This is a genomic window from Rahnella sp. PD12R, from assembly GCF_019200965.1.
GTDB lineage: Bacteria > Pseudomonadota > Gammaproteobacteria > Enterobacterales > Enterobacteriaceae > Rahnella > Rahnella laticis.
On record NZ_JAHTMS010000011.1, the window covers coordinates 30,251 to 55,613 of the forward strand.

Sequence of the window (25,363 nt, forward strand, 5' to 3'; positions counted from 1 at the left end):
CACGATGTCATTCTGGAAAAGGAACGCAAATCTTGAAGCGCTTAATCAGCGAAGTCAGGGATGTATGGTCGGGCATGTGGGGATTGTGTTCACCAGGCTGGGTGAAGATTTTCTTGAGGCGACGATGCCGGTAGATGCGCGCACGACTCAGCCATTTGGCCTGTTGCACGGCGGGGCCTCGGTGGTTCTCGCGGAAACTATGGGATCGATGGCCGGTTATCTGTGCACTGAAGGTCATCAGACAGTGGTCGGGGTTGAGATAAATGCCAGCCATATGAAGTCGGCGAGAGAAGGGGTTGTGCGCGGGGTTTGCCGTGCGCTGCGAACCGGGAAACGGAGCCAGGTCTGGCAGATTGAGATTTTCGATGAGCAGGGCGGTCTGTGTTGTGTGTCCAGACTGACCACAATGGTCATTGATCATTAAGTTCAGGCCATAAGGCTGGCGCATTTTTCCAACGTCATATCCATAAGCTCAATGCAAAAGGCGGAGTCACAGTAATGTGTCCGCCTTTTTTATTTGCCTTAAGTTTTTCTCTAACACGTTGAAAACTGACTAAAGCTGGAAGGGAACGCGCTTGGCAAAATCAGTTTGAAATGCCGTCGCTTTTTCCCAGATGCCCATCATGGCATAATACTGACAAATGAGTTTTAGCGTGTGTCTGGCAAAATGATAGCTCTGAACACGGAAGAGTTCACAACGCACAACGCTGTTGATTTCAAGGATCAGCCGGTTGTGGAGCTTGCACAAAGCATGCAGGTAACTGTGGTCGTCTCCGTTTTGCAGGCAAAGATTGGCCATATCAAGGCAAATGCTGTTAAAGCGTTTTAGCTGGCAAAGATGCGCATCCGGACGTCGTAAGGCGGCATCCGCCATATAGAAATCCACGGTGGCATCGCGGACACTCGATTTGTAGTCGTCTATCTTGCCCTGCAACCACGCATTTACCGATTGAGCCATTCTCAGTATTCCGGGTTATCTGAATGATAATCATTATCAAAGAATAAGTATCATATTGGCAAAAAATCGCCGGATCAACGTTTTCATCCGGTTTTTTTGATTTTGTTGCGCCAAAGCAGGTAAGCAAAAAGAGCTTTAATTATTTTGATTGTGGCGAATTCATAAATAGGCATTTCCGATGAATGTTTTATAATAGACACAATGAAAGCTATTAAGCCACACAAAATATAAGGTTAATTTTAATTTTTAACAAAAAATTGACAACTTATTCAATCAGTTGATGGTTGCGGTGTTCAAGACCCGCCAGCGGCCAGATGTAAACCCGATGCACATTGAGCGACTTTCCTCATGCGCAATCGCTATACCCTCTTAAAACAAGAGGTTGAAGTGATAAATCTTATCACTAGAATAGAGACAATAGGTCTTCTCTATGACCGTAAAAATATGAGGTAAGACAGATGCAAACTGAAACTGTCGGCTCTTTCTCTTTAGACGACAACGTATGGCAAGGTGTGATCCTGACTGATTCTGCGGCCAAACAGGTGAAGAACCTGATGGAGCAGGATCCAGAAGTCAAAGGTCTCCAGCTCTCGGTAAAACAATCGGGCTGCGCCGGCTTTGGCTACGTTCTGGATTTAACCAAACAACCGGCCAGCGATGACCTGGTGTTTGAGCATGACGGCGCTTTGCTGTTTGTTCCGCTAAAGGCGATGCCTTTCATTGACGGAACCGAGGTGGATTTTGTCCGCGAAGGGCTGAATCAGATATTTAAATTCAATAATCCAAAAGCTCAGCATGCCTGCGGGTGTGGTGAAAGTTTCGGCCTGTAAGTCAGCCGGGCAAACCGTCTTTAAGATTATTGTAAACAAAGCGATGTAACCAACATGTCACGAAGCAACGTAGAAATTCCAGATGATGTGCAGTCTTGGGTCGGCGAGGAGACGAACTATAAGGAAGGGTTCTTCACCCAGCTGGCAACCGATGAATTAGCATCAGGCATCAACGAAGATGTCGTGCGTGCCATTTCCGCAAAGCGCAATGAGCCGGAGTGGATGCTGGAGTTCCGTCTGCAGGCTTATCATGCCTGGTTGAAAATGGAAGAACCTCACTGGTTGAAAGCGTATTACACGCCTCTCGACTATCAGGATTACAGCTATTACTCCGCGCCTTCATGCGGCAGTTGTGATGATACCTGTGGTTCTCAGCCTGGAGCCACGCAACAACCTCCTGAAAATTCTCACAGCATTCCTGCGCTTGACGGTAAAAACTACCTGACAAGCGAAGTGGAAAAAGCGTTTGAACAGCTGGGTGTTCCTGTGCGTGAAGGGAAAGAAGTGGCGGTTGATGCCATTTTTGACTCCGTTTCCGTTTCCACCACGTACCGCGAAAAGCTGGCTGAATCAGGCGTTATCTTCTGCTCATTCGGCGAAGCCATTCACGAATACCCGGATCTGGTGCGTAAATACCTCGGTACCGTTGTGCCTGCACAGGATAACTTCTTTGCAGCGCTGAATGCGGCGGTCGCGTCTGACGGTACTTTCGTGTATGTCCCTAAAGGCGTCCGTTGCCCGATGGAACTCTCCACGTATTTCCGTATTAACGCGGCAAAAACCGGCCAGTTCGAACGTACGATCCTGATTGCCGACGAAGGCAGTTACGTCAGCTATATCGAAGGCTGTTCCGCACCGGTTCGTGATACTTATCAGCTTCACGCGGCCGTGGTTGAAGTCATTCTGCATAAAGATGCGGAAGTGAAATATTCCACCGTGCAGAACTGGTTCTCCGGCAGCAAAGACAGCAGCGGCGGGATCCTGAACTTCGTGACCAAACGTGCATTGTGTGAAGGCGCGGGCTCAAAGATGTCGTGGACGCAGTCTGAAACCGGCTCAGCGATTACCTGGAAATATCCGAGTGTTATCCTGAAAGGCGATAACTCAATCGGTGAATTCTTCTCAGTTGCGCTGACCAGCGGGAAACAGCAGGCGGATACCGGCACCAAGATGATCCACATTGGTAAAAACACCAAATCGACCATCATCTCCAAAGGTATTTCCGCAGGCCACAGCCAGAACAGCTATCGCGGTTTGGTGAAGATCCTGCCAAGTGCTGAAAATGCCCGTAACTTTACCCAGTGTGATTCCATGCTGATTGGTGCGGACAGCGCCGCGCATACTTTCCCGTATGTGGAAGTGCGTAACAACACAGCGCAGCTGGAGCATGAAGCCACGACCTCCAAAATCGGCGATGACCAGCTGTTCTACTGTCTGCAACGTGGTATCAGCGAAGATGACGCGATTTCCATGATTGTTAACGGTTTCTGTAAAGATGTCTTTTCCGAGCTGCCGCTGGAGTTTGCTGTCGAAGCACAGAAACTGCTGGCGATCAGCCTTGAACACAGCGTCGGTTAATCTTCCGAGCGCTTTTCCTCCCGTCGCCGCGTGGTGTGACGCCGGCGCCGGGCAGGTTTGAGTTCAGCACAGTCAAAGCATAAACAGAATTATGAGCGCGCAGGCGCAAACTCAAGGATACGTATGTTAAGCATTAAGAATTTGAAGGTCCGTGTCGAAGAAAAGGAAATTCTGAAAGGACTTGATCTCGAGATCAAGCCGGGTGAAGTACACGCCATCATGGGCCCAAACGGCTCAGGTAAAAGTACACTCTCCGCGACACTGGCTGGCCGTGAAGATTACGAAGTGACCGAAGGCTCCGTAATGTTCAACGGTAAAGATTTGCTGGAGCTTGCTCCGGAAGATCGTGCCGGTGAAGGCGTGTTCATGGCCTTCCAGTATCCGGTAGAAATCCCCGGCGTAACCAACCATTTCTTCCTGCAAACTGCGGTAAACGCTGTGCGCAAGTACCGCGAACAGGCTCCGATGGATCGCTTTGATTTCGCCGATTTCATCGAAGAAAAAATTGCCATGCTGAAAATGCCTGCGGATTTGCTGACCCGTTCAGTGAACGTAGGTTTTTCCGGCGGTGAGAAAAAGCGTAACGACATTCTGCAAATGGCGGCCCTTGAGCCAAGCCTGTGCATTCTGGATGAAACCGACTCCGGTCTGGACATCGATGCGCTGAAAATCGTCTCTAACGGTGTTAACGCACTGCGCGACGGCAAACGTTCATTCGTCATTGTGACCCACTACCAGCGTATCCTCGACTACATCAAGCCTGACTACGTGCATGTTCTGTATCAGGGCCGCATTGTTAAATCCGGCGATTTCACCTTGGTTAAACAGTTAGAGGAGCAGGGTTATGGCTGGCTTACCGACGAAGAGTAATGCACCTGCGGCGGGCAGTTCGCACGCCATGCAGCAGCTTTACCGTCTTTTTGAAAGCCGGGGTGGTGAACAATCTGCTCACGCGCATGCACATTGGCAACAGGTGCTTCGCCTTGGTTTTCCACACGCAAAACTGGAAGACTGGAAATACACGCCAGTTTCCTCACTGCTGGGCAATCAGTTCTTCGCCCCGCAGCAGCAGGCATTGACAGTTGAGAATGTTAAATCACTGGCTTTGCCGCTTGATTGCTATCGTCTGGTTTTCGTGGATGGCCGTTTTGATGCGAGCCTGAGTGACGAAAATACCGGCGCATTCGAAATTGAAAAACTGAACGCGGCTGCGCAGCAAACGCTGCCGGATCCGATTCAGTCCGAAGTCTTTTTGCACCTGACGGAAAGCCTGGCGCAGGATTCTTTTACTGTGCGTTTGGCTGCCGGTAAACAGGCTGATAAGCCGTTGTATTTACTGCATCTGAGCAGCGGTCGTGATCAGTCTCGCGAAATGAACACGGTTCATCATCGTTATCATATCGAGATTGAAAGCGGTGCAAGCGCTAAAGTCATCGAACATTACCTGAGCCTTAACGATCACGGTCATTTCACCGGTGCGCGTATGACGGTAAAAGTGGGCGATAATGCCGGTTTCACGCATTACAAACTGGCCTTCGAAAGCCAGGCCAGCTTCCACTTCTCGCATAACGATCTGGTTATCGGGCGTGATTCCCGTGTTTCCAGCCACAGTTTCCTGATGGGTGCGGGCCTGACCCGTAATAACACCAGCGCGCAACTGAACGGTGAAAACAGCGATCTGAACATTAACAGTCTGGTATTGCCTGTTGATTCTGAAATTGCTGATACCCGTACTTACCTGGAACACAACAAAGGCTATTGCAACAGCAATCAGCTGCACAAAGTAATTGTGAACGATCGTGCAAAAGCGATTTTCAACGGCATGATCAAGGTGGCGCAGCACGCTCTGAAAACTGACGGAAAAATGACCAACAACAACCTGTTGCTGGGCAAGCACACTGAAGTTGATACCAAACCTCAGCTTGAAATTTATGCCGATGACGTGAAATGTAGTCATGGTGCCACTGTGGGTCGTATCGACGACGAACAGCTTTTCTATCTGCGTACCCGTGGGATCAGCGGTCAGGATGCTCAGCAAATGATCATCTTCGCGTTTGCTGCTGAACTGACGGAAGCCATTGAGAATGAAACCCTGCGTGAAGTCGTGATTGCCCGTATTGCAGGCCGACTCAATCGAGGTGCGTAATGAGTTTTCCACTGGAAAGAGTACGTAGCGATTTCCCTGTGCTGAGCCGTGAAGTCAACGGCCAGCCGCTGGCTTATCTGGACAGTGCGGCCAGCGCACAGAAACCGCGTCAGGTTATTGACCGTGAGATGTCTTTCTTCGAACAGGGTTATGCTGCGGTTCACCGCGGCATTCATACCATGAGCGCCGAAGCGACCGAGCAGATGGAAAACGTCCGTGTTCAGGCCGCTCGCTTTATGAATGCGGCGTCAGCGGAAGAAATCGTCTTCGTAAAAGGGTCGACGGAAGCCATTAATCTGGTCGCCAACACCTATGGCCGCGCATTATTGCAGCCGGGCGACCACATTATTCTGACCGAAATGGAGCACCACGCCAACATCGTTCCCTGGCAGATTCTGGCGAAAGAGCGCGACCTGCACATCGATGTCTGGCACCTCACTCCGGAAGGTGAACTGGATTTATCACAGCTTGAAAAGCTGATTACGCCACGTACTAAACTGCTGACGCTGGCACATGTTTCCAATGTGCTGGGTACCGTTAACCCGATCGAGAAAATCATTCCTCAGGCGAAAGCTGCCGGTCTGACCGTTCTGGTCGATGGCGCGCAGGCTGTCATGCACCATGCGGTGGATGTTCAGGCGCTGGGCTGTGATTTCTATGTCTGGTCCGGGCACAAGCTTTACGGGCCAACGGGTATCGGCATTCTTTACGGTCGTAAAGAATTGCTCGATCAGATGCCGCCATGGGAAGGTGGCGGCTCAATGATCAAACACGTCAGCCTGACCGAAGGGACCACCTTTGCGGCAGCACCGTGGCGCTTTGAAGCGGGCACGCCAAACACCGGTGGCATCATGGGGTTGGGCGCGGCGATGGAATATATCACCGAACTGGGGCTGGAGAATATCCACGCTTATGAGCAGGAGCTGATGAGCTATGCGCTTGAAGCGATGGCGCAGGTGCCTGACATCCAGATCTACGGCCCGGCAACGCGCGCTGGCGTGATTGCGTTTAATCTCGGCAAACACCATGCCTATGACGTGGGCAGTTTCCTCGATCAGTACGGTATTGCAATTCGCACCGGTCATCACTGCGCGATGCCATTAATGTCCTTCTACGGTGTTCCGGCTATGTGCCGCGCCTCACTGGCGATGTACAATACCCGTGAAGAAGTCGACCGGTTGGTCGCAGGATTGCAACGTATTCACCGGCTGTTGGGTTAATCCTGACGGCCCTGAGCAGGACGTCGTTATGGCTTTGCCAGATAAAAATAAGTTAGTCAGAAATTTTTCCCGATGCCCGAATTGGGAAGAAAAGTATCTGTACGTGATTGAACTGGGCGGCCAGCTGGCTGCCTTGCCTGAAGAACATCGTCAGGACAAAAACCTGATTGCTGGCTGCCAGAGCCAGGTTTGGATCGTGATGCGCATGGATGAAACGGGTGCGCTGACCTTTGAAGGCGACAGTGATGCCGCTATCGTGAAAGGTCTGGTGGCTATCGTATTCAGCCTGTATCAGGGCTTAACGCCGCGTGATGTGGTGGAACTGGATGTGCGTCCGTTCTTCTCTGAGCTTGAACTCAGCCAGCATCTCACGCCTTCCCGCTCTCAGGGGCTGGAAGCCATGATTCGTTCTATCCGTGCAAAAGCGGCTGAACTGGCCTAAGCCGGTTCCTGTACGACACCTTTGCTCATTAGGAATTGTCTGCTAATGAGCAAAGTCATTTTTTCACTTCTCTCTGTATGAACTCATTTACTCCTGATTTTTCAACCCACTATCTCCTGTGTATTTCCCTGCATCTGCGTAAGGTAACTTTCTGATTTTCTGTGGTTTGATTGCCACCCGATTCTGCGCTGCTAGTATTATCAGACGAGATAATTGTCTTGCTTCAGATGGTCTGAATGCGAGCCGAAAAAGGACTGAGTATGAGACGCGCATTACCCCTTCTGGCAATGTTGGTTGGCACATTTCTGACAACACATTCCATGACCGCAGGTGCAGCAGAATACCCCTTGCCGCCGGACAACAGCCGCCTGATTGGCGAAAACACGACGTATGTCGTGCCCAATGACGGCAAACCTTTAGAGGACGTGGCGGCTAAATACCAAATCGGGCTGATTGCGATGCTGGAAGCGAACCCGGGTACCGACCCGTATTTGCCGAAAGCGGGCACTGTGCTGACCATTCCTTCGCAAATGCTGCTGCCGGATAGCAAGCGGGAGGGGATCGTCGTGAACCTCGCAGAGCTGCGTCTTTACTACTATCCGAAGGGTGAAGACAAAGTCATTGTTTATCCGATTGGTATTGGCCAGTTAGGCCGTAATACCCCGGAAATGGTGACGTCGGTAAGCCAGAAGATACCGAATCCGACCTGGACGCCAACGGCCAACATCCGTAAAGCCTACCTGAAAGACGGCATCACGTTGCCGGGTATGGTCCCGGCGGGGCCAGATAACCCGATGGGGCTGTTTGCCATGCGTCTTTCTGCCGGCACCGGCCAGTATCTGATCCACGGGACAAATGCTAACTTCGGTATCGGCATGCGTGTCAGTTCCGGTTGTATCCGCTTGCGTCCGGATGATATCGAAGCGCTGTTTAATTCGGTGCCAAAAGGCACCCGCGTTCAGATAGTCAATCAGCCCATCAAGTTTGACGTTGAGCCGGATGGCAAACGTTACATTGAAGTACATCAGCCGTTGTCGCATACCGAGAAGGACGATCCGCAAACTAAACCTATTCTTCTGACGGCCGCGATGAAAAAATTCATCAAAAGCGATGATACCAATGCAGAGATTGTAAAAGAGGCTATCAGGCGCCGTTCAGGGATGCCCGTAGTGGTCAGTGTGGGTGATAAAGCGACGGATATGCCACCGGCAGCTAATGCGCCGCAAACTGTGTCTGCGGATACACCTGCAGTTACGACGGCAAGTACGCAGTAACGTTATACAGAAACGTTTAAGAAGCGATTTTCCCCAAAGGAGCCAATATGGCTCCTTTATTGTTTCCGAAGCTCAGGAAGTGGCGTACAAGGCGTAAAATGGGCTAGAGAACAGCAGGGGATATTCAGGAAACGGAAAAGGAAGAGTGGGGAACTGACTGAATGACAGGCAAAAAAATGGCGCACTGAGTGCGCCATTGAACTAGAGAAGTAAATATTACTTCTTGTAAGCGTGAGCTTGGTTGTCCAGACGTTGGTTAGCGCGAGCTGCATCGTCTTTAGCTGCTTGAACGTCAGAACGGATTGCGTTCACGTCGTTGCTCAGTTGGTCAACTTTAGAGTTCAGAGTAGAAACGTCTGAAGACAGTTGATCGATTTTAGCGTTGCTTGAACAACCAGCCAGCATAGTTGAAGCCAGGATTACAGCGCCCAGTACCAGTTTAGTGCGATTCATTATAAAACCCTCTAGATTAAGTTAATCTCCATGTAGCGTTACAAGTATTACACAAACTATTTTCTAATGAGAATAATTTTTTGCCGGTAAACGCTATATTTTGATCGTTCGCTCAAAGAAGCATCTTTTTTTACGAAAAAGTTAAAAATTGCAGCGAAAACAGCCTTATTCCATGGGACTTATCCCAATTTTGCTGCTACTGCTTTTAGCACTTTTTAAGTAAGAAGAGCCTTTTTGAAGAAATAGACGCTGCATTATGCAACGTCTATTAATGCCTTAGGTCACGTTTCTAATTAAACAACATGTACCGAAGAAGTATTGGTTGTGCCGCTTTGTACCAGCGCACCAGAAACCATCACAACGATATCGCCTTTCTGAGCCAGACCACTTTCGATCGCTGCTTCTTTACCGATACGGTAGAAATCATCAGTGGAGGCAATCTCTTTCACCAGCTGAGTGACAACACCTTTGGTGAGGATCAGCTGACGGGCAGTGATTTCATTGGTGGTCAGAGCCAGGATAGTGGCGTGCGGGAAGTATTTACGCACAGCTTTAGCAGATTTACCACCGCTGGTTGCAACAACGATCAACGGAGCATCCAGTTTTTCTGCGGTTTCTACAGCGCCACGGCAAACAGCTTCGGTAATACGCAGTTTACGGTTTTCGTTCTGGCCATCGATGCGGCTCTGCATCACACGGTCAGTACGGTCGCAAATGGTCGCCATGATGGTCACAGCTTCCAGCGGGTATTTACCTTTTGCACTTTCACCAGACAGCATAACGGCATCGGTACCGTCGATGATGGCGTTAGCAACGTCGCCAGCTTCTGCGCGGGTAGGGCGTGGGTTTTTGATCATGGAATCGAGCATCTGCGTTGCGGTGATGACCACTTTGCGTGCGCGGTTACATTTTTCAATCATCATCTTCTGCGCGAAGATAACTTCTTCGACAGGGATTTCAACGCCGAGGTCACCACGAGCAACCATGATGCCGTCTGAAGCTTCGAGGATTTCGTCGAAGTTGTTCAGGCCTTCCTGGTTTTCAATTTTGGAGATGATCTGGATATGTTCGCCACCGTGTGCTTTCAGGTGTTCACGGATTTCCAGAACGTCCGAACGTTTACGGATGAAGGAAGCCGCAACGAAATCAACGCCTTGCTCGCAACCGAAGATCAGGTCACGTTTGTCTTTTTCAGCCAGTGCTGGCAGTGCGATAGAAACGCCCGGCAGGTTAACGCCTTTGTTTTCGCCCAGGTCGCCGTTGTTCAGTACTTTACAGGTCACTTCAGTTTCAGTGACGTTAGTGACTTCCATGCCGATCAGACCATCGTCGACCAGAATGGTGTTACCAATTTTCAGGTCAGCAGCGAAACCCTGATAGGTCACAGCAACACGTTCGGTGTTACCAATAACGCTCTGATCGGTAGTGAAGGTATAAGTCTGACCCGCAACCAGGGAAGCGTCTTTGCCGCCTTCCAGTTTCATGGTACGGATTTCAGGACCTTTGGTGTCCAGCAGGATTGCTGCTTTATGACCGGTTTTAGCCATAACATTGCGGATATTCTGGATGCGCTGACCGTGCTCTTCGTAATCACCGTGAGAGAAGTTCAGACGCATAACGTTCATGCCTGCATCAAGCAGTTTGGTCAGCATTTCTTCGGATTCGGTTTTCGGCCCGATGGTACAAACAATTTTGGTCTTTTTCATGACGATTTTATCTACAAGTTGTGATGGATTGGAAAAGTGTTTGCCTGACAGCATGGCTGCCCGCGCGGAATTGAGGTGTTGCCTGGTTGAATCAAATCATTACTAAGCGTAGAAGACTGTGAAAGGAATGGTGTATTAAGTTCAGCCAAAGCATAGCGATTTGTGCGATTAATCATCGCTACTGGAGTGGTCACGCTTTTATAAGTGCGATATCGACAGATCAAGGGGCTGAAACCATTCAATCGAAGAGACGATGGGTATTATAGGGGGGAACGGGGCGGGAAACCAAATAAAAAACGTGATGCTGCGCAAGCTTAGGGCAGATGACAGAGCTTTGTTGCGCAATTATCCAAAGCGGGCAGAGCAAAAACCCGAAGGGATAACAGTTTCGTCACGCTACCTTCGAAAATGCCACATTTGAGAAATAATCTTAAAAAAATACAAACGGATGACGGCGGAGCCATTTAAAATTCAGAAGTAGGGTGAACGGATAATTCAAATCAGATTTATTCAGAAACTGGAAGTGTTCAGGGAAAGTGTAAAACAGAAAGGAGGAGAGAGAACGTTGCTTTGGTGCGTCCGAGTGGACTCGAACCACCGACCCCCACCATGTCAAGGTGGTGCTCTAACCAACTGAGCTACGGACGCACAATGTGCAACGGTAAAGCTTTGAAGAATGGTGCGTCCGAGTGGACTCGAACCACCGACCCCCACCATGTCAAGGTGGTGCTCTAACCAACTGAGCTACGGACGCATCGTTTTCTTCGGTGTCAGCCAGTGTTGGCGACGGGGACGAATATTAGCGACCTCTCTGAATGCTGGCAAGGGAAAAAAGACATTTTACTGTCATATTGTGAGTGATTGCCGAGCTAATGCGCATTGCGTTGTTTTTTTAGGCATAACGGCTGGTCAGATGACGAAATTTTCCGCGGGCTGCATCACATTAGCAGCCCGCCGAATTTCAAGTCATGCTATCCCAAATCAGATCAGCGGCCTGCTTTTTGTAAAATAGTAAATGACGGTTGTTTTTGTAACCAGCGCATACGAAACGTCATCATGACCGCCGCAAAAGTCAGACCCAGAATGAAGCCGCACCAGAATCCGCTTGGCCCCATTTGCGGCACCAACAGATCAGTCAGCCCGAGCACATAGCCCACCGGCAATCCCAGCACCCAATAGGCGACAAACGTAATATAGAAAATCGAACGCGTATCTTTGTACCCGCGCAGTACGCCGCTGCCGATCACCTGAATTGCATCTGAAATCTGGAACAGTGCGGCAAATATCAGCAGGTGAGACGCAAGCGTCACCACTTCGACATTGTCATTATAAAGTGACGCGATATGTTCACGGAAAATGATGGCGGCCATGCTTGTACAGCAGGCCATCAGAATACCGGTCAGAATACTGGTGTAAGCCGCCACTTTGGCGCCTTCTACCGAAGATTCACCGAGCCGCGAGCCGACGCGGATCGTCGCAGCAACGCCCAGCGAAAGGGGGATCACAAACATCAGTGAGCCGACATTAAGCGCGATCTGATGGCTGGCGACGGCCACGATACCTAGCGGTGAAACCAGCAGCGCGACAATGGCAAACAGCGTCACTTCAAAGAACAGCGCCAACGCAATTGGCATCCCGAGCTGAATCAGACGGCGCAGCGTCGGCCAGTCAGGTTTTGCAAAGCGGGAAGGGGCGACGATATCGCGCATCGTGTAATTGCGGCGCACGTAAAATCGCATCATGAAGAACATGACCCAGTAAACCGTGCCCGTCGCCACACCACAACCTACGCCGCCGAGAGCCGGCGCGCCAAATTTCCCGTAGATGAAGATGTAGTTAACGGGAATATTCACCAGCAGGCCGATAAACCCGAAGACCATGCCGGGTTTCGTTTTTGACAATCCTTCGCACTGATCGCGTAATACCTGAAAGAATAAATACCCCGGTGCACCCCACATGATGGCGTGCAAATAACCGACGGCTTTTTCTCTCAGTTCAGGATCGATGTTGTGCATCAGCCCGATGAGATGATCACACTGAGACAAGACGGCGATGATCAGTACGGAAACGCCGGAAGCCAGCCAGAATCCCTGCTGGATCTGATGGCCGATTTTATCGCGGCGGCCGGCGCCGTTCAGATGAGCAACGGTGGGCGTCAGTGAAAGTAATAAACCATGGCCGAATAAAATCGCGGGCAGCCAGATGGAGGTGCCGACGGCAACCGCAGCCATATCGGTGGCACTGACTGAACCGGCCATAATGGTATCGACAACGCCCATGGCGGTCTGGGCGACCTGCGCAAGGATGACCGGGATCGCAAGCGCCAATAATACCCGCGCCTCTGCAAGGTACTTCTGCACTGATACACCTTTTTTTGTTGATTATATTGAATAAAAAACGCCACACGTGGCGGCATTTAAGAGCGGAAAATAGCCAGAAGATTGTACATCTTCAATATTTTTAAGCAAACAATGCTGTTAATGACCGGTTAAATAATGAAATTCGTCAATCCCAGACTATTTTTGTCCGCAGAGATTTGGCTTTCATTTAATTCTGCGGCAAACTGACCTTAGCGTCGTCTTAATACAGCAGATTTAAACATTGAGGAATAGGCTATGTTTACCGGAATAGTTCAGGGAACCGGAACGGTCGTGTCCATTGACGAAAAACCGAATTTCCGTACCCATGTAGTGCGTCTGCCTGAGGATATGCTTGATAACCTCCAGCTGGGGGCTTCTGTCGCGCACAACGGTTGTTGTCTGACGGTCACAGAAGTGAAGGGGGATTTAGTCAGTTTCGATCTGATGAAAGAAACCCTGCGTCTGACCAACCTCGGCGATCTGAACGTCGGTGATCAGGTCAATCTGGAACGCGCAGCGCGTTTTAATGATGAAATCGGCGGGCATCTAATGTCCGGGCATATTATTTGTACTGCCGAAGTGGCGAAAATTCTGACGTCAGAAAATAACCGTCAAATCTGGTTCCGCATGCCGCATGAAGATTTAATGAAATATGTATTACATAAAGGGTATATCGGGATTGATGGTATCAGCCTGACCATCGGAGAAGTGACCCGCACCCGTTTTTGTGTGCATTTAATTCCTGAAACGCTGCAAAGAACCACGCTCGGCACTAAGCGTCTCGGGGATAAAATTAATATTGAAATTGATCCGCAAACGCAGGCCATCGTCGATACGGTTGAACGTGTGCTGGCCAGCCGCGAAGCCGCAATAGCCACTGCGCAGGCGATGATCGAAAAGGCTGAATAATTATTTTCAGCACGTGTGTGAAGAAGCACCAAAGCAAAAAACCGGACATTAACGTCCGGTTTTTTGCTTTGGTAGCGCGGTAAAAGAATTTTGCGCATTAGCGCGGCACGCGCATCCCGCCATCCACACCTTCAGGGCTGAACACAACTTGCCAGAGCTGAATATCACGCGCTCTGAATGCACCCGCACAGGCATTCAGATAGTAGGTGAACATCCGGTGAAAACGGTCGCCGTAACGTTCTGCCAGTTCAGGCCAATGTTTCTGGAAACGTTCATTCCAGGCCATCAGAGTACGATCATAATCTGCGCCGATGTTGTGCCAGTCTTCCATCACAAACAATGACTCGCTGTTTTGAGCAATTTGCTGGACAGATGGCAGGCATCCGTTAGGGAAGATGTATTTATCTATCCACGGATCGACACTCAGATCTGTTTTGTTGGAACCGATGGTGTGCAGCAGGAAAATGCCGTCAGGTTTGATGTTGCGTCGGGCGACATTAAAGTAGGTCTCATAATTCTTTGGACCCACATGTTCGAACATACCGACGGAAACAACACGGTCAAACTGATCGTTAAGATCGCGGTAATCCTGTAGCAAAATGGTGACGTCCAGACCTTCGCAGCGTTTCTGGGCCAGCTTTTGTTGTTCGGCAGAAATCGTAACACCGACGACGCTGACGCCATAATTGCGGGCTGCAAACTCAGAGAGTCCACCCCAGCCGCAGCCGATATCGAGCAAACGCTGGCCCGGTTTCAGTTGCAGTTTATCGCAGATCATTTTGAGTTTAGCTTCCTGCGCTTCTTCAAGCGTGGTGGCATCTTTCCAGTAGCCACAGGAATATTGCATATACGGGTCGAGCATCAGGGTAAATAAATCATTACCTAAATCGTAATGTTCTTTCCCGACGATCCATGCCCGTTTGCGGGACTGAAGATTGGTGAGGCGTGCTGCTGCGATACGTAGTGTGTCTTTAAAATGGTGGGGGAGTTTATTTTCCAAACCGGCACGGAGAACGCGCTGGAAAAATATATCAAGGCGCTCGCATTCCCACCAACCATCCATATAACTTTCACCCAGACCCAAAGAACCTTCCTGTAAAACACGCTTGAAAAAGTCAGTGTTTTTTACTTTAAGGTCGAAAGGGCGATTACCGTTAACCTGGATGTCTGCCGTAGCCAGCATTTCACTGACTATCCGATACCACTGATTGTCCTGAATGCTTTGGTCTTCTATACACGATGAACTCATAGCTTCTCCATCACTTTCTCTTCTGACTTATTAACCTGCCGGGAAAAGCAAAGGCTATTTGTGCAGGTCTTTATGAGAACAGACGACTTGCGCCACGTCCGATATTCGACACCAACAGAGGAAATTAGAAGAACGCCTGCACACAAAATGTGGGCAGGAAAATCATCCTTGAAAAACGAACCAGAATAAATAGTGTGACGCGATCCTCGCGCCGACGCTAAGTATGTAATAAAAGTATTGTAAAAATGCTATTTTATTGGGTTCAGTTGAGTATAGGCTCGCCGGCTGGCATTCTCAATAGTTAATCGCTGCGAATGTAAATGTCCATTAAGTGATTGTTACTTAAAGTCATTATCACTATTAATTCGCATGCCGTGCCTGCTGTTTCTGCTCCGGTTCCTGTTCACCAGATTGCCCTTCTTCCTGACGCTGTGACAGCCAGCGGCCTAAAACTACCAACAGTAGTGTAGACAGCATCGTGGTGACTGTCGCCATGAGTGGTTGCACAATAAATGCGGAAACCAGCAAACTCGCGAGGAAACACAGACCCAACTGCAGGGTATTTTGCAACGCCGCGGCCTTACCTGTATTAGCAGGAAATGGCATTAATGCATTTGCGACAACAATGGGATAAATCGCGCCATTCACCAAAGCCATCAGACAGAACGGAATTAACAGACTCACCAGCCCCGCATCAGTAAATATAGCCACGCCGAACAGACCCGCCACACTGATGCCATAACCTGCCAGCAGCCACGGCAGGACCTTATTCCCATCCGTTTTGCTGATCAGCACACGACATCCAAAACCGCCCAGTAGGAAAGCAATAGTCTGCGGGACGTAGCTCAGGCCAATCACGCCCGGGGAATATCCCATGTCGCTGAGAATAAACGGGGAACCGGTCAGCCACGCAAAAAAGCCAGCAGAGCAGGCGGCATAAATCATCACGTTACCGCTGTAAACCCGCGAAGCGAGAAGCTTTGCGAAACCGGCTTTATCAGCAGGAGCATGAGCCTTTGGCGCATTTTCACGCAGTGTGAACGTGGTGATAAGTAAGATAGCTGCCACAGCGGTCAGCAGAACGAAAATCGCTTCCCAGTCAAAATGGTTGAGAACCCAGGCGCCCAGTAAAGGTGCCAGAGCAGGGGAAAGCGCAACCAGCGGCATGATGCTGGCAAAGGTTTTTTTAGCAACATCGGCAGAAAAGCGATCCACCACCAGCGCCTGCCAGGTGACGGCGGCGGCGCAGACGCCGACAGCTTGCAGAAAACGCAGAGCCAGCAGGGCGCGGACATTCTCAACCCACAGCACGCCCAGACAACCGACAACAAAGAGCGCCAAGCCAATCAGCAATACCGGTTTGCGGCCAATCTTGTCGGACAGTGGCCCCCACAACAGCTGGCCGATGGCAAATCCGCCAAGGAAAATACTCAGGCTGGCACTGATCATCCCCGGGCTGGTCATCAGGCTGGTTTGCATTGCACTGAAGGCCGGAAGGTACATATCTGTCGCTAAAAAGCCAAGCATGCTCAGCCCGGCAAGATAGAGCATAAATCCAAGTGAGGGTTTCATTATTGTCTCTTTAATTTATTTATTGCAGATGATTTGACGCGGAAATCGTATCGGATGCGGAGTTTAACGCTTTGATAACAGGCTTGTGAAACGCTAATATTTGCAATCTGCTATCAAAAATATTGAAGGCTAAACGATGTGGTCAGAATATGCTCTTGAAGTGGTCGATGCTGTCGCCCGAACAGGCAGTTTCAGCGCTGCTGCGCAGGACTTGCACCGGGTTCCTTCTGCCATCAGCTACACCGTTCGTCAGCTTGAACAGTGGCTGGCTGTTCCGTTGTTTGAACGCAGACACCGCGACGTTGTTCTGACTCCTGCCGGTAAAGTTTTTGTCGATGAAGCACGCGTTCTGACAAAAAAAATGATAGCGACCCGCCGCCAGTGTCAGCAGGTCGCCAACGGCTGGCGCGGAGAATTACGGGTGGCCGTTGACCGTATCGTTAGACCCGCGCGGACGCGGCGGCTGGTGCTGGATTTCTATCGCCATTTCCCGGATACCGAACTCATCATTCATTCTGAAGTCTTTAACGGTGTCTGGGACGCGCTGGTAGACGGGCGGGCGGATGTCGCCATCGGCGCGACGCGGGCGATCCCCGTCGGAGGACGGTTCAATTTCCGCGATATGGGTTTTATGGACTGGCATTGTGTGGTCAGCGCACAACATCCGCTGGCGCAGACGTCGGGAACACTGAGTGACGATCAGTTACGGCCTTATCCGGCGCTTTGCCTGGAAGATACATCGCGGACATTGCCGAAACGCGATACCTGGACGCTGGATAACCAGCGGCGGCTGGTGGTTCCCGACTGGACGTGTGCGCTGGAATGTCTGAATGAAGGTTTATGCGTAGGCATGATGCCGGTTCACCGCGTGACGCCCTGGATTGAACAGCAGAAATTGCAGGTTCTGTCGCTGGAAAATACATTTCCGGACAGCCCGTGCTGCCTGACGTGGGATCAGAGCAATCCGTCGCCTTCGCTGGCGTGGCTGCTGGAATACATGGGCGATACGGAAACGATGAACCGGGAATGGTTGCGCGACTGACAAAAAAAACGCCTGCGGCACAGGCGTTTAATGAAAGTTAACGGCGGTAATCGCGGTACGGGCCGTCGGCCACGGAACGGCGCTCAACCAGTTTCGGATGCACTTCAATGGTCTGCGACTCTTCGCGTTTGCTGATAATTCTGTCCAGCAGCATGGTAAATGCCATTTCGCCCAGACGTTCTTTTGGCTGATGAACTGTCGTCAGTGCCGGCGAGAAATAGCGCGCATTACGCACGTTGTCATAGCCAATCACGGAAATATCCTGCGGTACGCGCAGGCCCAGTTCATCGGCGGCACAAATTGCGCCCATTGCCATCACGTCGCCGCCACAGAATACGGCCGTCGGACGGTTTTTCTGCATCAGAATTTTGTGCATGGCCTGATAGCCCGATTCCGGCTCAAAGTCGCCCTGAACGACCCATTCTTCACGAAGAGGAATATTGGCTTCCGTCAGTGCTTTCACGAAGCCCTGGAAACGGCCGCCGCCGGTGTTTCGCGCCAGCTGCCCCGGGATCACGCCGATATCACGATGACCACGTTCAATCAGATAACGTCCGGCCATATAACCGCCTTCGAACGCGTTATCGATAATGCTGTCGGTGAAATTCTTACGCGCTTCGCCCCAGTCCATCACAACCATCGGGATGGAGCGGTATTCTTCAAGCATGTTCAGCAATTCGTCCGGATATTCCGCGCACATCACCAGTAAACCGTCGACGCGCTTTTGCGCCAGCATTTGCAGGTAGGCCTGTTGCTTCTCCAGATTATTGTGCGAGTTACACAAAATCAGCGTATAGCCTTTTGAGAAACAGCTGTTTTCCACGGCCTCAATCACTTCGGCGAAGTAGGGCGCTTCACTGGACGTTGCCAGCAGGCCGATAGTTTTAGTGTTATTGACCTTCAGGCTGCGTGCCACGGCGCTGGGAGAATAGTGTAACTCTTTGATTGCAAGGAGAACCGCGGCTCGGGTTTCTTCGGCGACGAAACGGGTTTTATTGATGACGTGCGACACGGTTGTGGTGGAAACGCCAGCGCGCTTTGCGACATCTTTAATCGTTGCCATGTAAAAAATGACTCCTGTGCTCACGTGTTTCAGCACGTTAGCATTATGTTAATCGTTTGCTTGCGTGGATTTAACTGCTGACTTCGAAAAGGGCAGTGAAATCGTTGGGTGGATTCTTCAGAGTGAGGCGTGAAATGCTCTCGGGTGAAATCGACCGGCACACAGGCGTGGTAACCGACAATTTTCACTTATAATGCAGGAAAGTGGAAGTAAAATTGTCATGAACCTGTTGTCATTCAGCACAAGATTTTAAATGCGAATTGTGAGAAAATGCGTTGGCACACATTTAGTGTGGCTAAACGAACGCCACAATTTGATCCGTAAGGGGGTTTGATGGACAGCAACCTGAAATTTTCTTTGATCACTACGGTCTGCGCTTTGCTCGTGATTATTGCTTTCAGCTTCACCGCAGTGATGAACTGATTTGCGTGAAAGCCGCAATAAAAAAGGGCGATTACCTATAACAGGAATCGCCCTTTTCAATTTTACGCAGTCACCCGTTCCGCCGATACTCTTCCCTGCAGAAACTCTTCGTTAAATGCTATTCAATGGCTGATTAGCGAAACTTCAGACTTAACGAATTGTTTATTATCGGATCGTCTTAGGGGTCATTACCCGACGTGCGCCTACATAATGATCTTGCCAGTAATCGTCACCCAGTGAGGTGATCTTAATGTCTTCGCCGGTGCGCGGTGACTGGATAAACTTCCCGTTTCCTACGTAAACACCGACATGGTCTGCGGCGCCTCGGTTATTAATCCGGAAGAAAACCAGATCGCCGGATTCTAATTCACCCCGTTTGACCGGAGCCGCATCGCGCAAGTGGTACATTTCATTCGCTGTGCGGGGCATTTTAATGCGGATCAAATCTTTGTATGCGTAGTAAACCAGTCCGCTGCAGTCGAAACCTGTATTCGGTGACGTTCCGCCCCAGCGGTAAGGTTTGCCGACCTGGTGCATCAGTTTGGTCATCGCAGTTTGTTGTGCGTGCTGATAACGTTTCTTGTGTGTGGCGCTGAGCGTTATCGGTTTACTGTCTTCTTCACGTAACTTTTTGCCTTTGCGGTGGCGGCCATACGCTTCTTTTTTACTGGCCTTTTCACTGCTGTTTTTAGCGAGAGAGCGGGTTTTCGTTTGCTTCCCTGCTTTCGCCTCGGCCCGTGTTGTCTTGAGTGTTTTTTCTTTTTTACTCTCGGCCCGCGTCGTTTTTACTGTTTTTTCAGAAGACGTCTTTCGCTTAACCAGTTCAGTGCTTTTGACTTTCTTCTTCGAATTTTTTTCCTGAGTTTTAGGTTCTGAAACCGGCGCGACTTTGGTTTTCTTGCTGGTTTTCGCGGCTGCCGTTTTTCGCTTTCGGCGTTCTTCAGGCGTGACCTGGTTAACATGACTCTTTCGCTGGTCGGCCGCGACACGAGTCTGTGGCGACGCATGAGCCATATTCAGAAACAGCTGGGTAAAGAGCAGCACAAAAAGCGTGAACAGTAAGCGCATAGCTTCGTTACCATGAGTGGTAGGGTTAAACATCAGGGATGTCAGAGTATTGCCTAAAAGAACGAGACAAAAAAGCACGAATTGCCTCGATTCTAGATCATATTGTGAGAAAAAGTTAATAGCTTTTTTTATGTCGAAATAACCGCCATTTTTAGTCAAAAAAATAACCACTTTTCATCATGTTATTATTTAAGTTAAAGAATGGGATTTTGCAAATCTGACATTATCGTGGAACGGCAAAAATGTTATTCTCGATGAATCTTTAAATATGTGAGCCTTAACGCAAGCGCTGAAGATTGTTTAGGAAAATGCCAGTATTGAGAAAGACCCCACAAAAATTGGCGTTTTTATCTGGTGGCAGCCATCGTTACAATAGAAAGCATTGTGATTGCGCACCGTCTCTGTGTGCTGCGCGTGAAGAGTAATGACCGTGACAGCCTGTACCGGCTTGAGGAAGCAAGAAATGACCACTCCAACGATTGAAAAAATTCAGAAGCAAGTTTCTGAAAACCCGATTCTGCTGTACATGAAAGGTTCTCCAAAACTGCCAAGCTGCGGTTTCTCTGCACAGGCCGTTCAGGCGCTGTCTGCGTGCGGCGAGCGTTTCGCTTACGTTGATATCCTGCAGAACCCGGATATCCGTGCTGAGATGCCAAAATTTGCAAACTGGCCAACGTTCCCGCAGCTGTGGGTTGATGGTGAACTGGTTGGCGGCTGCGACATCGTGGTTGAGATGTTCCAGCGCGGTGAACTGCAACAGCTGATCAAAGAAACGGCTGAGAAATACAAATCCTCTGAAGAGTAATTCAGGGCGATTCAGAAGTACCGGCAGCCTGACCCGGGGTTACCGGTAAAAAAAGAGCGACATTATGTCGCTCTTTTTATTTGTCCTTCCGACCGCATGAAAGCCGCGAAAATTATTGCTGATTCTCTTCCGGCGCTTCTTCCGCTTCGTTTTCATCCGCAGAAAGTGCCAGCGGCCAGCCGCCGAGACGTTTCCAGCGATTCACCAGCTCGCAGAACAGTTCTGCTGTGCGTTCAGTGTCGTACAGGGCGGAGTGTGCCTGACTGCTGTCAAACACAATACCTGCGCTGATACAGGCCTTCGCCAGCACGGTTTGCCCGAGCACCAGCCCGCTTAACGCGGCGGTATCAAAGGTGGCAAACGGATGGAAAGGATTGCGTTTTAGCCCCGCGCGTTCGGCGGCGGCCATCAGGAAACTGTGGTCGAAATTGGCGTTATGCGCCACGATAATCGCCCGGTTGCAGTTCTGCTCTTTCATCCCTTTGCGGATAACTTTGAAAATCTCATGTAGCGCTTCGTATTCGCTGACCGCACCGCGCAAAGGGTTGGTCGGATCGATACCGTTAAAAGCCAAAGCTTCCGGCACCAGCACCGAGCCTTCGAAAGGCTCGACGTGGAAATGCACGGTCTCGTCGCTTTGCAGCCAGCCGTCCTCATCCATTTTCAGCGTGATTGCGGCAATTTCCAGCAGCGCATCAGTTTTGGCATTAAATCCGGCGGTTTCCACATCAATCACCACGGGATAAAAACCACGAAAACGACCTTTCAGGGCGTTAATGTCACTATTCTCGGCCATTAGCTTCTTAATCTTCATCGAATTCAGCGCGCATTATGACAAATTTTGTCACCCGTTGCAGGGGCACGGAGAAATTGGCAATAAAAAAGGGCGCATCAGCGCCCCTGTCCGTGGTTAATGCCTTTATTGCAAAGGATTAATTTCCCAGACCCTGACCGGCATGTTTGGATTCGATCAGCTCAATTTTGTAGCCATCCGGATCTTCCACGAACGCGATGATGGTTGAACCGCCTTTAACCGGGCCTGCTTCACGTGTCACTTTACCGCCAGCATTGCGGATGTCTTCGCAGGTTTGCGCCACGTTATCTACGCCCAGCGCGATGTGACCATACGCGGTACCGATGTCGTAGCTGTCTACGCCCCAGTTGTAGGTCAGCTCGATCACGGCGCCTTCACTTTCTTCGGTGTAACCCACGAAAGCCAGTGAATATTTATACTCTGTATTTTCGCTGGTACGCAGCAGGCGCATGCCTAAAACGTCAGTATAAAAGCTGATTGAACGTGGCAGATCGCCGACGCGAAGCATGGTATGGAGTAAACGCATAATTTCCTCTTTATTTGCAGGATGATGATTATTATTTCAAGCCTAACTGATAGTGACCGTTTTGTCCGTAAAACGGCAATCAGTTGCTGAATGACTGACCAAAAAAAGCGGCAACCGGAGGGCATCGGCTGCCGCAAAGAAGGCGTAAAAATTTATTATTGATTACAGCGTTGGGTAATCGGTATAGCCCTGAGCACCGCCGCCGTAGAAGGTTTCAGGTTTTGGTTCATTGAGTGGCGCATGTGATTTCAGGCGCTCGACCAGATCCGGGTTGGCGATGTAGCTGCGGCCAAATGCCACGGCATCGATGTAACCTTTTTCGATCAGCTCTTCGCCTTTCTCTGCGGTATACGCGCCAGCACCGACAATCACGCCCTGATAATGCGCGCGGATCACTTCGCGGAATTCTGTGGTGTAAGGTTTGCCGCCCGCCCAGTCAGGTTCTGAAATGTGCAGGTAGGCCAGTTTACGTTTGTTCAGTTCATCCAGCAGATAGATTGCCGCTTCTTCCTGATCCTGGCCGTTGTCCAGGCCGTTGAACGGGCCCATCGGGGAAATACGGATACCGACGCGATCAGCACCGATGGCGTCAATGGCGGCGTCTACCACTTCGAGGGTCAGACGTGTGCGGTTTTGAATGCTGCCGCCGTACTGGTCTTCACGCAGGTTAGAGGCCGGAGACATGAACTGGTGCAACAGATAACCGTGCGCCGCGTGCAGTTCGATGTAATCGAAACCGGCTTCTGCTGAACAGGCTGCCGCGTGACGGAAATCATTCACGATGCCTGGGATTTCACTCAGCTCCAGCGCGCGCGGTGTCGGACAATCGACGCGAATGGCGTGGCCTTGCTCATCACGCAGGCTGGTGCGCGTATTGGGATTGACCGCTGAGGGCGCGACCGGCGTCTGGTTGTCCGGCTGAACGCTGTTGTGCGAAATGCGGCCGGTGTGCCAAAGCTGTACGGCGATGTGGCCGTTTTTCTGATGCACGCCGGCAACAATTTTTTTCCAGGCCGCAACCTGTTCCGGCGTATGCAGGCCGGGTGCGCCCGCGTAACCTTTCGCCTGGAAGGAAACTTGTGTCGCTTCGGTGATGATAAGGCCGGAGCTGTGGCGTTGTGCGTAATATTCACCCATCAGCGGCGTCGGGATATCACCCGGTTCAATGCTGCGCAGACGAGTGAGTGGCGCCATAAACACGCGGTTTGGCAGAATGTTTTTACCAACAACAAGAGGGGTGAAAAGCTTAGTCATTTTGAGTAACTCCGAAATTATGGGATTGATCGGTATGACATTATGGAGCGTACTCCCCGCATACGACCGTTTATTCATGGCTCTTTCTATCGTATCCGGGGCGCTTGTGACTACGCGCACGGTGCCTTTTCGAAAAAACTTACCCTGCGTAGTATCACTGTGTGGGCGAGAAATGAAGAAAAAAGAGCCGGCGGGTGCCGGCTGAGGTGAGGGCAAACATCTGTTTTCTTATTGTTGTCTGGGAAACAGTAGGGCTGTTTTCAGACAGAATAAACAGCCACGCGTAAGGTAGCAGCGCCGTGTTGCAGATATTTGAAGATTGAGACATCGGGCGATAAATCATCTTGCGGGATGGCGGGAAAACGTCTTGAATAAAAGTTCACCGTTATTTGCGGAGGGCGTGTGGCCCAGCAGCTTGAGTTTTTCGACATCCCCAGTCCGTGCCGCGGAATTTGTCAGGCCGATGAACGTGGTTATTGCCGTGGTTGCCTGCGCAGCCGCGAAGAACGTTTTGGCTGGATAAAAATGACCGATACGGAAAAACGCCACGTGCTGCGCTTATGTCAGCAACGTTTAGCGCGCCAGCAGCGTGCCGGAAAACAGCCGGACGAACAGCTGCCGGAACAACCCGAACTGTTCTGAAGACGTAACGCAGATTGTCAGGGTCGTGATGGCGGTCTGCTTCTTTGCAATTCTTCCGCTTCGCATCAATACAGCGTCACAGACGTTGTGTATTCTGTCGCTTGAAAATACGAAAAATTTAAGGGAATCATAATGGAAGCACGCACTCCGATTTCGCCGCAAGGCCCGGTTTTCTCAAAACTGATTTGCGGTTACTGGCGTCTAATGGAATGGAATATGACGCCGCAGCAGGTGCTGGCGTTTATGGAACAGCATATCGAGCTGGGCATTACGACCGCCGATCATGCCGATATCTACGGCGATTATCAGTGTGAAGCGGCGTTTGGCGCGGCTCTGCGTCTGAAACCGTCGCTGCGCGAAAAAATGCAGCTGGTGAGCAAATGCGGTATCGCCACCAGAGCAAACCCCGACAACAAGATTGGTCACTACATTACCGATCATAAATATATCGTTGAACGCGCTGAGAAATCTCTGAGCATTTTGCATACGGATTCCCTGGATTTACTGCTGATCCACCGCCCTGATCCGCTGATGGACGCCGACGAAGTGGCAGAAGCGTTCACGCAGTTGCATAAAAGTGGCAAAGTGAAACACTTCGGTGTTTCCAACTTCACGCCTGCGCAGTTCAGCCTTTTGCAGTCGCGCCTGCCGTTTTCACTGGTCACCAATCAGGTGGAAATTTCTCCGATTCATCAGCCCGCTATTCTCGACGGAACCTTAGATCTCTGCCAGCAGTTGCGTATCAAACCGATGGCGTGGTCCTGTCTGGGCGGCGGTCGCCTGTTCAGCGAGGCAGAATTCCAGCCTCTGCGTGACGAGCTTCAGGCCGTGGCCAATGAAACCGGTGCAGACACCATTGAACAGGTGGTTTATGCGTGGGTGATGCGTCTGCCTTCACAGCCGTTGCCGATTATCGGCTCGGGCAAAATCGAACGCGTGGCGTCAGCACTGAAATCATTATCGCTTGAGATGACGCGCCAGCAGTGGTTCCGCATCCGTAAAGCGGCTCTGGGTTACGATGTTCCGTAA

At 50.5% G+C, this 25,363-nt stretch carries 25 protein-coding genes and 2 tRNA genes; 14 read left to right on the forward strand and 13 right to left on the reverse strand.

Annotated features, from left to right (window positions below; translation table 11 throughout):
• Positions 1–4: 4 nt before the first annotated feature.
• Positions 5–424, forward strand: a complete 420-nt coding sequence (locus tag KWG64_RS19820) for a hotdog fold thioesterase (protein WP_218522925.1) — start codon at positions 5–7, stop codon at positions 422–424.
• A 129-nt stretch (positions 425–553) separates the two neighbouring features.
• On the opposite strand, the gene KWG64_RS19825 is transcribed toward KWG64_RS19820, so the two are convergent.
• Entirely contained in the window at positions 554–958 is a 405-nt protein-coding gene (locus tag KWG64_RS19825) for a hypothetical protein (protein WP_152325715.1), read from the reverse strand.
• 458 nt (positions 959–1,416) lie between these two features.
• Between KWG64_RS19825 and sufA the strand changes: the two genes are divergently transcribed.
• From sufA to KWG64_RS19860, 7 genes are all read left to right on the forward strand, one after another.
• Complete coding sequence (sufA, locus tag KWG64_RS19830) at positions 1,417–1,788, forward strand: Fe-S cluster assembly scaffold SufA (RefSeq protein ID WP_104922540.1); 372 nt, start codon at positions 1,417–1,419, stop codon at positions 1,786–1,788.
• A 54-nt stretch (positions 1,789–1,842) separates the two neighbouring features.
• Entirely contained in the window at positions 1,843–3,366 is a 1,524-nt protein-coding gene (gene sufB / locus KWG64_RS19835; RefSeq protein ID WP_152325716.1) for a Fe-S cluster assembly protein SufB, read from the forward strand.
• Positions 3,367–3,489: 123 nt separating this feature from the next.
• Complete coding sequence (gene sufC, locus KWG64_RS19840; RefSeq protein WP_165056895.1) at positions 3,490–4,236, forward strand: Fe-S cluster assembly ATPase SufC; 747 nt, start codon at positions 3,490–3,492, stop codon at positions 4,234–4,236.
• A complete protein-coding gene (gene sufD, locus KWG64_RS19845; RefSeq protein ID WP_218522926.1) occupies positions 4,211–5,512 on the forward strand; it encodes a Fe-S cluster assembly protein SufD in 1,302 nt (433 codons plus the stop codon). The genes sufC and sufD overlap by 26 nt, the downstream gene beginning before the upstream one ends.
• Positions 5,512–6,732, forward strand: a complete 1,221-nt coding sequence (gene sufS, locus KWG64_RS19850; RefSeq protein ID WP_218522927.1) for a cysteine desulfurase SufS — start codon at positions 5,512–5,514, stop codon at positions 6,730–6,732. The genes sufD and sufS overlap by 1 nt, the downstream gene beginning before the upstream one ends.
• A gap of 28 nt (positions 6,733–6,760) precedes the next feature.
• Positions 6,761–7,174, forward strand: a complete 414-nt coding sequence (gene sufE / locus KWG64_RS19855) for a cysteine desulfuration protein SufE (protein WP_195814455.1) — start codon at positions 6,761–6,763, stop codon at positions 7,172–7,174.
• A 260-nt stretch (positions 7,175–7,434) separates the two neighbouring features.
• Entirely contained in the window at positions 7,435–8,448 is a 1,014-nt protein-coding gene (locus tag KWG64_RS19860; RefSeq protein ID WP_218522928.1) for a L,D-transpeptidase family protein, read from the forward strand.
• Between the two features lie 216 nt (positions 8,449–8,664).
• Here KWG64_RS19860 and KWG64_RS19865 read toward each other — a convergent pair whose 3' ends face one another.
• The 5 genes from KWG64_RS19865 to KWG64_RS19885 form a co-directional block, all read right to left on the reverse strand.
• Positions 8,665–8,901 (reverse strand): major outer membrane lipoprotein, encoded by a 237-nt coding sequence (locus tag KWG64_RS19865; protein WP_013576093.1) that lies wholly within the window; start codon positions 8,899–8,901, stop codon positions 8,665–8,667.
• Positions 8,902–9,194: 293 nt separating this feature from the next.
• The gene (pykF, locus tag KWG64_RS19870) at positions 9,195–10,607 is read right to left on the reverse strand and encodes a pyruvate kinase PykF (protein WP_015697801.1); all 1,413 of its coding nucleotides are present in this window, start codon (positions 10,605–10,607) and stop codon (positions 9,195–9,197) included.
• Positions 10,608–11,178: 571 nt separating this feature from the next.
• Positions 11,179–11,255 (reverse strand) — tRNA-Val (locus tag KWG64_RS19875).
• Positions 11,256–11,284: 29 nt separating this feature from the next.
• A tRNA-Val gene (locus tag KWG64_RS19880) sits at positions 11,285–11,361 on the reverse strand.
• A gap of 232 nt (positions 11,362–11,593) precedes the next feature.
• Complete coding sequence (locus KWG64_RS19885) at positions 11,594–12,967, reverse strand: MATE family efflux transporter (RefSeq protein ID WP_195814456.1); 1,374 nt, start codon at positions 12,965–12,967, stop codon at positions 11,594–11,596.
• 255 nt (positions 12,968–13,222) lie between these two features.
• Here KWG64_RS19885 and KWG64_RS19890 point away from each other — a divergent pair, with 255 nt between their 5' ends.
• Positions 13,223–13,876 (forward strand): riboflavin synthase subunit alpha, encoded by a 654-nt coding sequence (locus KWG64_RS19890; RefSeq protein ID WP_195814457.1) that lies wholly within the window; start codon positions 13,223–13,225, stop codon positions 13,874–13,876.
• 97 nt (positions 13,877–13,973) lie between these two features.
• Here KWG64_RS19890 and cfa read toward each other — a convergent pair whose 3' ends face one another.
• Entirely contained in the window at positions 13,974–15,125 is a 1,152-nt protein-coding gene (gene cfa, locus KWG64_RS19895) for a cyclopropane fatty acyl phospholipid synthase (protein WP_195822942.1), read from the reverse strand.
• Between the two features lie 360 nt (positions 15,126–15,485).
• Complete coding sequence (punC, locus tag KWG64_RS19900; protein WP_218522929.1) at positions 15,486–16,697, reverse strand: purine nucleoside transporter PunC; 1,212 nt, start codon at positions 16,695–16,697, stop codon at positions 15,486–15,488.
• Positions 16,698–16,833: 136 nt separating this feature from the next.
• Between punC and punR the strand changes: the two genes are divergently transcribed.
• Positions 16,834–17,739 carry a DNA-binding transcriptional activator PunR gene (punR, locus tag KWG64_RS19905; protein ID WP_218522930.1) on the forward strand — a complete coding sequence of 302 codons (906 nt, stop codon included), beginning with the start codon at positions 16,834–16,836 and terminating at the stop codon, positions 17,737–17,739.
• 37 nt (positions 17,740–17,776) lie between these two features.
• On the opposite strand, the gene purR is transcribed toward punR, so the two are convergent.
• Entirely contained in the window at positions 17,777–18,802 is a 1,026-nt protein-coding gene (gene purR, locus KWG64_RS19910) for an HTH-type transcriptional repressor PurR (RefSeq protein ID WP_104922527.1), read from the reverse strand.
• Between the two features lie 333 nt (positions 18,803–19,135).
• On the opposite strand from purR, the gene KWG64_RS25910 reads away from it, so the two are divergent.
• Positions 19,136–19,225: a YnhF family membrane protein gene (locus tag KWG64_RS25910; RefSeq protein ID WP_104922526.1), complete on the forward strand. Its 90-nt coding sequence runs from the start codon at positions 19,136–19,138 to the stop codon at positions 19,223–19,225.
• Between the two features lie 165 nt (positions 19,226–19,390).
• Here KWG64_RS25910 and KWG64_RS19920 read toward each other — a convergent pair whose 3' ends face one another.
• Positions 19,391–20,293: a C40 family peptidase gene (locus tag KWG64_RS19920; protein ID WP_218522987.1), complete on the reverse strand. Its 903-nt coding sequence runs from the start codon at positions 20,291–20,293 to the stop codon at positions 19,391–19,393.
• Between the two features lie 463 nt (positions 20,294–20,756).
• Here KWG64_RS19920 and KWG64_RS19925 point away from each other — a divergent pair, with 463 nt between their 5' ends.
• Positions 20,757–21,098: a Grx4 family monothiol glutaredoxin gene (locus KWG64_RS19925; RefSeq protein WP_015697793.1), complete on the forward strand. Its 342-nt coding sequence runs from the start codon at positions 20,757–20,759 to the stop codon at positions 21,096–21,098.
• A gap of 112 nt (positions 21,099–21,210) precedes the next feature.
• On the opposite strand, the gene rnt is transcribed toward KWG64_RS19925, so the two are convergent.
• The 3 genes from rnt to KWG64_RS19940 all read right to left on the reverse strand — a co-directional run bounded on the left by rnt (position 21,211) and on the right by KWG64_RS19940 (position 23,692).
• Positions 21,211–21,894, reverse strand: coding sequence for a ribonuclease T (gene rnt / locus KWG64_RS19930; RefSeq protein WP_195814461.1), 684 nt, complete (start codon positions 21,892–21,894; stop codon positions 21,211–21,213).
• A gap of 136 nt (positions 21,895–22,030) precedes the next feature.
• The gene (gene gloA / locus KWG64_RS19935) at positions 22,031–22,438 is read right to left on the reverse strand and encodes a lactoylglutathione lyase (RefSeq protein ID WP_152325728.1); all 408 of its coding nucleotides are present in this window, start codon (positions 22,436–22,438) and stop codon (positions 22,031–22,033) included.
• Positions 22,439–22,600: 162 nt separating this feature from the next.
• Positions 22,601–23,692 (reverse strand): alkene reductase, encoded by a 1,092-nt coding sequence (locus KWG64_RS19940; RefSeq protein WP_218522931.1) that lies wholly within the window; start codon positions 23,690–23,692, stop codon positions 22,601–22,603.
• 402 nt (positions 23,693–24,094) lie between these two features.
• Here KWG64_RS19940 and KWG64_RS19945 point away from each other — a divergent pair, with 402 nt between their 5' ends.
• Positions 24,095–24,334, forward strand: a complete 240-nt coding sequence (locus tag KWG64_RS19945) for a DUF1289 domain-containing protein (RefSeq protein WP_218522932.1) — start codon at positions 24,095–24,097, stop codon at positions 24,332–24,334.
• Positions 24,335–24,466: 132 nt separating this feature from the next.
• Positions 24,467–25,363: an aldo/keto reductase family oxidoreductase gene (locus KWG64_RS19950; protein WP_218522933.1), complete on the forward strand. Its 897-nt coding sequence runs from the start codon at positions 24,467–24,469 to the stop codon at positions 25,361–25,363.

Excerpts from the sequence above, each read along its gene's own strand:
- KWG64_RS19820 (WP_218522925.1), top strand. The coding sequence starts at position 5 with ATGTCATTCTGGAAAAGGAACGCAAATCTTGAAGCGCTTAATCAGCGA.
- KWG64_RS19825 (WP_152325715.1), bottom strand. The coding sequence starts at position 958 with ATGGCTCAATCGGTAAATGCGTGGTTGCAGGGCAAGATAGACGACTAC.
- sufA (WP_104922540.1), top strand. The coding sequence starts at position 1,417 with ATGCAAACTGAAACTGTCGGCTCTTTCTCTTTAGACGACAACGTATGG.
- sufB (WP_152325716.1), top strand. The coding sequence starts at position 1,843 with ATGTCACGAAGCAACGTAGAAATTCCAGATGATGTGCAGTCTTGGGTC.
- sufC (WP_165056895.1), top strand. The coding sequence starts at position 3,490 with ATGTTAAGCATTAAGAATTTGAAGGTCCGTGTCGAAGAAAAGGAAATT.
- sufD (WP_218522926.1), top strand. The coding sequence starts at position 4,211 with ATGGCTGGCTTACCGACGAAGAGTAATGCACCTGCGGCGGGCAGTTCG.
- sufS (WP_218522927.1), top strand. The coding sequence starts at position 5,512 with ATGAGTTTTCCACTGGAAAGAGTACGTAGCGATTTCCCTGTGCTGAGC.
- sufE (WP_195814455.1), top strand. The coding sequence starts at position 6,761 with ATGGCTTTGCCAGATAAAAATAAGTTAGTCAGAAATTTTTCCCGATGC.
- KWG64_RS19860 (WP_218522928.1), top strand. The coding sequence starts at position 7,435 with ATGAGACGCGCATTACCCCTTCTGGCAATGTTGGTTGGCACATTTCTG.
- KWG64_RS19865 (WP_013576093.1), bottom strand. The coding sequence starts at position 8,901 with ATGAATCGCACTAAACTGGTACTGGGCGCTGTAATCCTGGCTTCAACT.
- pykF (WP_015697801.1), bottom strand. The coding sequence starts at position 10,607 with ATGAAAAAGACCAAAATTGTTTGTACCATCGGGCCGAAAACCGAATCC.
- KWG64_RS19890 (WP_195814457.1), top strand. The coding sequence starts at position 13,223 with ATGTTTACCGGAATAGTTCAGGGAACCGGAACGGTCGTGTCCATTGAC.
- cfa (WP_195822942.1), bottom strand. The coding sequence starts at position 15,125 with ATGAGTTCATCGTGTATAGAAGACCAAAGCATTCAGGACAATCAGTGG.
- punC (WP_218522929.1), bottom strand. The coding sequence starts at position 16,697 with ATGAAACCCTCACTTGGATTTATGCTCTATCTTGCCGGGCTGAGCATG.
- punR (WP_218522930.1), top strand. The coding sequence starts at position 16,834 with ATGTGGTCAGAATATGCTCTTGAAGTGGTCGATGCTGTCGCCCGAACA.
- purR (WP_104922527.1), bottom strand. The coding sequence starts at position 18,802 with ATGGCAACGATTAAAGATGTCGCAAAGCGCGCTGGCGTTTCCACCACA.
- KWG64_RS25910 (WP_104922526.1), top strand. The coding sequence starts at position 19,136 with ATGGACAGCAACCTGAAATTTTCTTTGATCACTACGGTCTGCGCTTTG.
- KWG64_RS19920 (WP_218522987.1), bottom strand. The coding sequence starts at position 20,293 with ATGCGCTTACTGTTCACGCTTTTTGTGCTGCTCTTTACCCAGCTGTTT.
- KWG64_RS19925 (WP_015697793.1), top strand. The coding sequence starts at position 20,757 with ATGACCACTCCAACGATTGAAAAAATTCAGAAGCAAGTTTCTGAAAAC.
- rnt (WP_195814461.1), bottom strand. The coding sequence starts at position 21,894 with ATGGCCGAGAATAGTGACATTAACGCCCTGAAAGGTCGTTTTCGTGGT.
- gloA (WP_152325728.1), bottom strand. The coding sequence starts at position 22,438 with ATGCGTTTACTCCATACCATGCTTCGCGTCGGCGATCTGCCACGTTCA.
- KWG64_RS19940 (WP_218522931.1), bottom strand. The coding sequence starts at position 23,692 with ATGACTAAGCTTTTCACCCCTCTTGTTGTTGGTAAAAACATTCTGCCA.
- KWG64_RS19950 (WP_218522933.1), top strand. The coding sequence starts at position 24,467 with ATGGAAGCACGCACTCCGATTTCGCCGCAAGGCCCGGTTTTCTCAAAA.